The 8,132-nt window shown below is 36.2% G+C and carries 5 protein-coding genes and 1 pseudogene; all 6 read left to right on the forward strand.

Going from position 1 to position 8,132, the window contains the following annotated elements:
* Positions 1 to 1,980 (forward strand): annotated as a pseudogene (locus tag HMPREF9699_RS10740) (hypothetical protein); the annotation flags it as partial.
* A 245-nt stretch (positions 1,981 to 2,225) separates the two neighbouring features.
* Positions 2,226 to 2,714, forward strand: coding sequence for a hypothetical protein (locus tag HMPREF9699_RS02150; protein ID WP_002662023.1), 489 nt, complete (start codon positions 2,226 to 2,228; stop codon positions 2,712 to 2,714).
* A 33-nt stretch (positions 2,715 to 2,747) separates the two neighbouring features.
* Positions 2,748 to 3,878, forward strand: a complete 1,131-nt coding sequence (locus HMPREF9699_RS02155) for a glycosyltransferase (RefSeq protein WP_002662025.1) — start codon at positions 2,748 to 2,750, stop codon at positions 3,876 to 3,878.
* The gene (locus tag HMPREF9699_RS02160) at positions 3,879 to 5,111 is read left to right on the forward strand and encodes a lipopolysaccharide biosynthesis protein (protein WP_002662027.1); all 1,233 of its coding nucleotides are present in this window, start codon (positions 3,879 to 3,881) and stop codon (positions 5,109 to 5,111) included.
* 131 nt (positions 5,112 to 5,242) lie between these two features.
* The gene (locus HMPREF9699_RS02165) at positions 5,243 to 5,500 is read left to right on the forward strand and encodes a FeoA family protein (RefSeq protein WP_002662028.1); all 258 of its coding nucleotides are present in this window, start codon (positions 5,243 to 5,245) and stop codon (positions 5,498 to 5,500) included.
* Between the two features lie 104 nt (positions 5,501 to 5,604).
* Entirely contained in the window at positions 5,605 to 7,587 is a 1,983-nt protein-coding gene (gene feoB / locus HMPREF9699_RS02170; protein WP_002662030.1) for a ferrous iron transport protein B, read from the forward strand.
* Positions 7,588 to 8,132: the final 545 nt, after the last annotated feature.

Consider the following 8,132-nt stretch of genomic DNA (forward strand, 5'->3'; position numbering starts at 1 on the left):
TATGCTACGGATGCTACTTACTCCGCAGGAAGTGATGCTACAGTAAATAATAGAGTAGCGAAGATTACGGAAAAAGGGTATTATTTCTATAATGGTACCGAGTGGGTGAAAAGCAGTTCGGGAGCAGATGGCAGAGAATGGAAATTTAATGGTACTGATGCTATTGTTGCACAAAGAGCAAATACTACAGGTATGGGAGATCTTATTCAAGTAAAGAATGGAAAAGGATTACAGCAATTTGTAGGTTCACCAGACCCTTCAGTATTGGTATATAAAGAATATAATTCTATAACGAAACAAGTAGAAGATAATACAATTTTCAAATCTAATGCAGATTTAAAAAGCATTCCTAATTTTAAATATATAACCTCTGATGCGTTGGCAGATACTTCTGTTTTTGAAAAGTCTGATAGACCAAATAATAAAGTATTTACATCGGATTATAAATTATTCCAATTCAAGCCAAATCATTTAGATAGAGTAACTACAGGTGCAGGACAGGCTACTTATGTGCCATATTATAGAGCTGCATATTTTAATAATATTCATAAACCTCTTTTTGATATTTGGTTAAACAGAGATTACTTATATATGGGAGATAATAGTTCAGATTCCATTGAACATATTGGAGGACACGAGGTAGCAACTATGATTTCAGGTTCCAATCCTATTGGGGAAACTAGGGGTATTGATGTAGCTTTGGGATTAATGGGCTCTAATACTATAGGTAATATAAGTGGTATTAGAAGTATTATTGAAAATACATATGGATTTACAGGAAAAGTAGAAAATCTGTATGGTTCAAGAAATATAATTAATTTTAGAGGAAGTGGTAATGTTAATCAAGTTTTTGGCTCACAAACATATGTCGAAGTTCCTACTACATCAAATTCTAGTATGAAAGATATCTATGCGAATGTTTTAGGAATTACATACCAATCTCAAAATACTACAGCAATAGGAAATATTATTTCTAATAAAATTGATACCAATTTAAATACAGTTTCTTCTACGAAAGTAGTGCAAGCTGTAAATGCAAGTATCAGTTCTAAATCAGAAGTTACAGAAAGTCAAACTTCAGCTTGGTTTTCTAATACTTTTGATAATAATAAAACTAATACTCAATTAAATAGAATGGATGGTGTCGTAATTTCTAATAATTATAAAGCATCTGCTCCTGTAAAAAATTATAGCGGTGTCGTGGTGCATAACAAGGTGTCAGCAGAAGCTATAGGTAATATTACGGCATTAAATGGTATTAATATTAATAATGAAATAGCGGATGGTAAAACAAGCCAAATTACAGATAACTATGGTGTTTATATCAATGATATTAAGGGAGCAACTAGAAATAATCATGCTATTCATACAGGAGTAGGAAATATTCGTTTTGGAGATTTGGCAAGTACTAATACAGCTAATAATACAGCAGGTGTAGGTGATAAGCCAGTATTTGTAACGGCAGATGGGGTATTAAAAGTAGGTACAGCTTCTACTATCAGATCTGCATGGGTTCCAGATACAGCGAGTAATTCTGTACAGCTTGCCATTACATCTGCCAATGGAGACAGAACTACTCATCCAATAAGCATTACAGATGATGGAATGGTAAGAGCTACTTCTTTCCAAGGAGTTAACGGAGCCACTATCTTCCCAGATTATGTATTCCAAAAGTACTATACAGGGACTTCGTCTATCAAGGCAGATTATAACTTTAAATCATTGAGCCAAGTAGAAGATTTTGTAAAAACCAATGGACATTTACCAGGGTATAAATCAGCAGCAACCATTAAAGCACAAGGATATGTAGATTTAATGGAAACGCAGCTGACCAATGTGGAGAAAATAGAAGAGCTTTACTTGCATAGTATAGAGCAAGACAAAGTGAATAAGCAACAAGCAGAAGCATTGAGAGCTAAAGATGCAGAGATTGCAGATTTAAAGCAGAGGCTTGAGAGATTAGAAAAATTAATCCAATAAATTTTACTTTGCCCTATCGGAGTTGTAGTTCTGATAGGGCTTTTTTTATCAGTTTATGGCTATTGGCGATTAGCGAATAGCAGTTAGCTTCTAATCTCTAAAATCATTATACATTATACTTTGTACATTGTACAATCTCTAATCTCTAACATCTCATCTTCAACTTCTAAAATCATCGTACAGCTTATCATTCCCAATCATTTTTATCAAATTCAATTAGTATCTTTGTCTGATAAATTTTTATTATGAAAATAGAAACTTCTGAAATTATAGAAACCAATGACTACAGAGTCATTATTTACCCTGCCTCCAGACCTTTTTCACCAAAAGAAAGTAAAGTGATTACAGAAAAACTATATGATTTTCTATCCTCTTGGGCAGCACATGGAAAGCCATTGTCTTCCTCTTTTAAAATCGAGAAAAATCAGTTTATCATTATCACGGTAGATGAGGAAAAAGAGATGGCTTCGGGATGCTCTATTGATGCATTGGGGCAAGTGATGAGAGCTTTAGATACAGAATTTTCTTTAGGTCTTTTTGATAGGATGAAGGCTTGTTATATGGAAAATGGAGAGGTAAAAACGATGAAACTTAATGATTTCCGAAATGCACTAAAATCAGGTGAACTTTCTCATGATATTGAAGTATTTGATTTTTCTAAAGATACTTATGTGAATTTCCTTTCAGACTTTTTGCTTCCATTAAAGAGAAGCTGGGCTGGAAATTTGGTTTAAATAAACTTTTTTTCTTGAACGGATGGTGATGATATGAAGAAAATACTCTTCCTTACTACAGCACATAGAGATGATGATGATAGGATATTTCATCATCAGGCAAAAACTTTTTATGATGAAGGATACAGGGTGAAAGTATGTAGCCTTTCATCTGCCCGAAATGGTGTTTTTGAAGGTATAGAGGTAGAGTCTTTTCCTATTTTAGAGCGTTCTACGGATGAGAAGATAGAGACATTCAGAAAAGTAATTGCAGATTTTCAGCCCGATGGTATTTTTTGTAGTGAGCCCTTAGCGATAGTTGCCACAAAGGATTATCAGAAAAAAACGCTGTGTCCTGTAGTGTATGATATTACGGAGTGGTATCCTTCGCTGAGGATGATAGCAGGACATTCCTTTTTAAAGAAAATACTGCTGACCATCAAGCTATTCCTCATTCAGCTGTATGCTGGGTTGCTTAGCACGGCTTTTATTTTCGGAGAAAAAACCAAATATTTCCCGCTGTATTATTTGTTCTTTTGGAAAAAATCTATTGTTTTACCTTACTATCCCATGGAAAGGTATATTCATAACGGTATGAAATCATTGGAAAAAAAACAATTGACACTGGCTTATACTGGGATTTTTAGCAAAGGTAAAGGGGTAGGCAATTTTCTTGAGGTGGCAGATGCTATTCGTAAAAAGCGTCCCGAGCTTCATTTACATCTCTTGTTAATCGGTAGAAGCCCTAATGAGGAAGAAGATGCTTTTTTTCAAGCAGAGCTAAAGCGGCATTCACTGCATCATGTGGAGGTGCATTCTCCTGTAAGTTTAGAAGATTTTAGTTTTGCTATTCGTCATGCTGATTTTTGTTTTGATTTACGGGAAGTGAACTTTGAAAATCATCATTGCTTGCCTATTAAAATTTTTTATTACGCTGCATCGGGGAAGCCCGTAGTCTATTCTCATCTGAAAGCCATCAAAAAGCAAGTGGAATATAAACCGTTTGCGATTTTGGTAAACCCTGAAAATGCCGAAATTATTGCCGAAAAAGTATTGGCAATTTATGATGCTCCGTCACGCTATGAGATGATGGCGAAAAATGCCAGAAAACTGTTTGAGGAAAAATACAATTGGGCATTATTGAAGCCCAAAATGCTTACTTTTACCCAAAATCTATTCCAATAAATGTTCAGTGCTCTCCTTTATCGTGTAGGAATGCTATTAGGAAATTTCTTGATGGTAATACTTGTGGCTCGGATATGGGGTGCTATAGGAAAGGGAGAAACCACACTGTTTTTAGCCAATGTAGTTTTGGCGAGTATGCTTTGTCAGGTCATTGCTGGAAATGCGGTAGCTTATTTCGCCCAAAGATTAGGGGAAGGAAAAGTGCGTTTTTTAGCTTACCTATGGACGGTCTTTACGGGGATATGTATTTCTTTTTTCTTTAATTTTTTTCTTTTTCCTACGGAGTACGCTTGGTATTTTGTCGGTTTTTTACTTTTTGAAAATTTACTTTTCGTCCATCTTCATCTTTTTATTTCGCATCGGAAGTATGGGTGGTTTAATGCCTTTTCTTTGCTGAAAATCATCATTCCTCTACTGGTATTTTCAGTAATTTATGGGCTGAAAATACATGTGGAATTAGAGTTTTTCTTTCTTATTTCTATGATGACACTCATGCTATTATGGATAGCGAGTCTTCGTTTTTCAAAATTAGAATGGGTATCTTTTTCGGAAATAAAAACCATAGGTGTACAGATGTTTCGGTATGGGTGGCAGTCGCAAGGAGGAATTTTACTTACTTTTCTTAGGCAGCGATATTCGTATTACATAATTGGGGCGATGCTGAGTATGGCACACCTTGGGGTATATTCTGTAGCTATTGCCATAGTAGAAGCATCATTGGCACTTACCCGAAGTTTAGGAGTAGTGCTTTTTGGAGAACTCATTCATACGGAAAAAGGAGCTTTACAAATTGCTCTGACTAGGAAGACAATGCGTATCTCCTCCGCACTTACTTTATTGTTTGGTGTAGTACTCTGTGCGTTACCCAATGCGTTTTACCCTTGGGTGTTTGGGAGTGAATTTTCTGAGTTAAAAACTGTGATTCTTATTTTATTACCTGGAGTATATCTGGATAATATTGCTATGGTAACCGCAAATTATTTTGCTGCGATTAACAAACTAAAAATTACTAATTATAGAGCATTATTGGGGCTTATTCTCATAGTGGTGTTATGTGGGCTTTGCTTGCCTCAGTACGGGCTTATGGGTGCAGCTTGGGCTACGAGTTTATCGTATGGACTTTCGGGGTTATTCCTTATGTATTGTTTTTATCAAAGAGCAAAATTTCATTTCTCAGATTTTTTTCCTACTCAGAAGCAGATACATCGTTTTTTAGGAAAAAGGAGGATATAGGTCTATCCATTTCATTAGGAATACTTTATCGGAAATCAAATATAAAACGAATAGATTTTTTTAATCCTTTAAATTTTTCGGTTATTCAACTTAAATAATATCTTTGTAGTCGAATTTTTATTTATTCTATTTTGAAAACATTTACATTAGATATTTTTCCGCATCATACTTGGGGCATAATCACGGGGTACACTGATGAGGCAGGAGTGCCCAGCAAGATTATTGAAATGGGACTTTTGCCCGATACTCAATTTAAAATCATGCACCAAGCCCCTTTCGGTGGTCCTCTGTATATAGAGTTTGGGGTAGAAAAAAGCCGTATCGCTTTGAGAAAAGAAGAAGCGAAGTGGATTCATTGTCATCAGCTTTCAGAGGAAGAAAATCAATAATAAATTCGTTTTCATACCCTTAAAAGCCATAAGTAGTAAACTTTTTGAGTATTTTTTTGATATCAAAACAATCCTCACATTTTTAATTTTTTTAAATGCTTTAAATGAATAATAATATTCTTTTAGTCGGTAATCCCAATGTAGGAAAATCTACAGTGTTTAATGCACTTTGTAATACAAAACAAAAAACGGGAAATTATGCAGGAGTAACGGTCTCCAGCCATTCTGGGGAATATGTATATAATGGTAAGCCTTTTACCGTTACAGATTTACCTGGAGCATACAGCATCTATCCATCGTCTAAAGATGAAGCGGTTTTTAGTGATTATCTTTTAAAGGAAAAAGGAAAGTATGTAGGCGTAGTCTATATTTTAGAAGCTCTGAGCGTAAAAAGAGGTTTACTGCTCTTTAAGCAAATTCAAGATTTGGGAATCCCCATGCTTTTGGTCATCAATCAAATAGATGAAGCGGAGAAAAGAGGTATCACCATTGACATAGACCATCTTGCTAAGGATTTGGGAGTGAAAGTCTTGAAGATGAGTGCCAAAGAAAATAAAGGAATAGAGGAATTAAAATCTTCTATTTTTAATGATGAATTTCAATCATTACAAAACTCATCTTTCATCATCCCTTCGGAACAAAAAAATAAACTGCAGAATACCGATTACCCTTCATGGGTGCAGCTGCTCTCTGATGAGGGATTAGCCAAAGAAAAAGGAATCACCCCCAAACGGCTTCAGGTGCAGGAAACGGTGCGTAGGTATCAGCAAATAGATGGCATCATCCAAGGTGCTATTTCACAAAAAAAACAACCTCAACAGCTGCTTACCGAAAAACTGGATAGGCTTTTGGTACATCCGTTTTGGGGCTATGTGATTTTAGGGGTATTGCTTTTATTGATTTTTAATTGCGTATTCTTTCTCGCCGAATATCCTATGGCTTGGATAGAAGAGAGCTTTACAGCTTTGGGAGAATGGGTAGCTACACACCTTCCCGAAGGGCCTCTCAATAGTCTTTTGGTAGATGGTATCATCGCGGGACTCAGTGGAATTGTAGTTTTTGCACCGCAGATTTTTATCTTGTTTTATTTTCTTTATGTCCTTGAAGATTCGGGGTATATGGCGAGGGTAGTTTTCTTGATGGATAGATTATTAAGACCTTTTGGACTGAATGGAAAGAGTATAGTACCCTTGGTTTCAGGGGCTGCGTGTGCCGTTCCAGCCGTAATGAGTGCCAGAAATATAGAAAACACCAAGGAAAGACTGCTTACCGTTTTGGTAACACCATTGATGGCATGTTCTGCAAGGTTGCCTATTTATTCCATCATCATTGCCCTTATTATTCCGAGCGGAACCCTCTTAGGTTTCATCAGTTATAAGGCACTGGCACTGATGGGGATGTATCTTTTGGGTTTTGTGGTGGCACTTTGCTCTTCATGGGTATTAAAGCACTTAATTAAAGCAAAGGAAAAATCTTATCTGGTGATGGATTTGCCTACCTATAAAATGCCATTATGGAAGAATGATTTCAAACTGACTTTAGGCAAAGTGTGGGATTTTATATCCAATGCAGGGAAAATCATCTTTGCGGTAAGCATTATTTTATGGGCATTAGCGTATTTTGGGCCGAAGCAAAATCAAAACGAATGGATAGCTGCCGATGTGGAAATGCAAGATTCTTATTTGGCAAAAGTAGGTGATGTGATAGCCCCTGTGGTACGACCATTGGGATACGATTGGAAAATGGGTATCGGTATCATTACCAGTTTTGCTGCAAGGGAAGTTTTCGTGGGTACCATTGCTATTCTTTATGGTTTAGATGAGGAGTTAGACCCTGAAACCGCAGAAGGTGAAAGGGAAATTCTTACGAAAATGAAATCCGATGTGAAGCCCAATGGAGAGAAAGTATTCAGTTTTGCTACAGGTTTTTCTTTGTTGATTTTTTATGCCTTTGCCATGCAGTGTATCGCTACCATAGCTACCGTGTACAGAGAAACGAAGAACCTAAAGTGGACACTGGGACAGCTGGTAGGAATGTCAGGACTGGCGTATTTATTGGCATTCTTGGTGTATCAGATATTGAGATAGAAATGCCTTTAGCGGATGGCTTCTAATTTTTTAGCCTTTTAGCTTTCTAACCTCTAAATTTTAAAAGCAGTAGGCAGTAAGCAATGTGCAGGAGGCTTTTGATCTGACCTCGTAGAGGTCATATGTTTATAGTGGAATATTTTCCTATATAACATACGACCCCGAAGAGGTCTCATAACAAAACGGTGGCTGTTGCTATATACATTTGACCCCGCTGTAGTCATACATGCAGTAGAATTTGAGCGACTGGTTTCTAGCGAATAGCTTTCTAGCTTCCAAATTCTAATTTCCAACTTCTAATTATTAAAATCATTATACATTCTACTTTGTACATGGTACAATCTCTAATCTCCAACATCTAAAATTTGTGTCTTGTACTACTTTTAAAAAACTTTTTGCATATTAGAAAACTTTATCTATCTTTGCCTCGTTATGTTACACACAATCAACACATATAAAATTACTGAAAAAAAGTGGGCCAAAAATTTGGTCAATTCAAATGATTGTGTAAACACACACACACACACACACACACACACACACAC

It is taken from the genome of Bergeyella zoohelcum ATCC 43767 (genome assembly GCF_000301075.1).
GTDB lineage: Bacteria > Bacteroidota > Bacteroidia > Flavobacteriales > Weeksellaceae > Bergeyella > Bergeyella zoohelcum.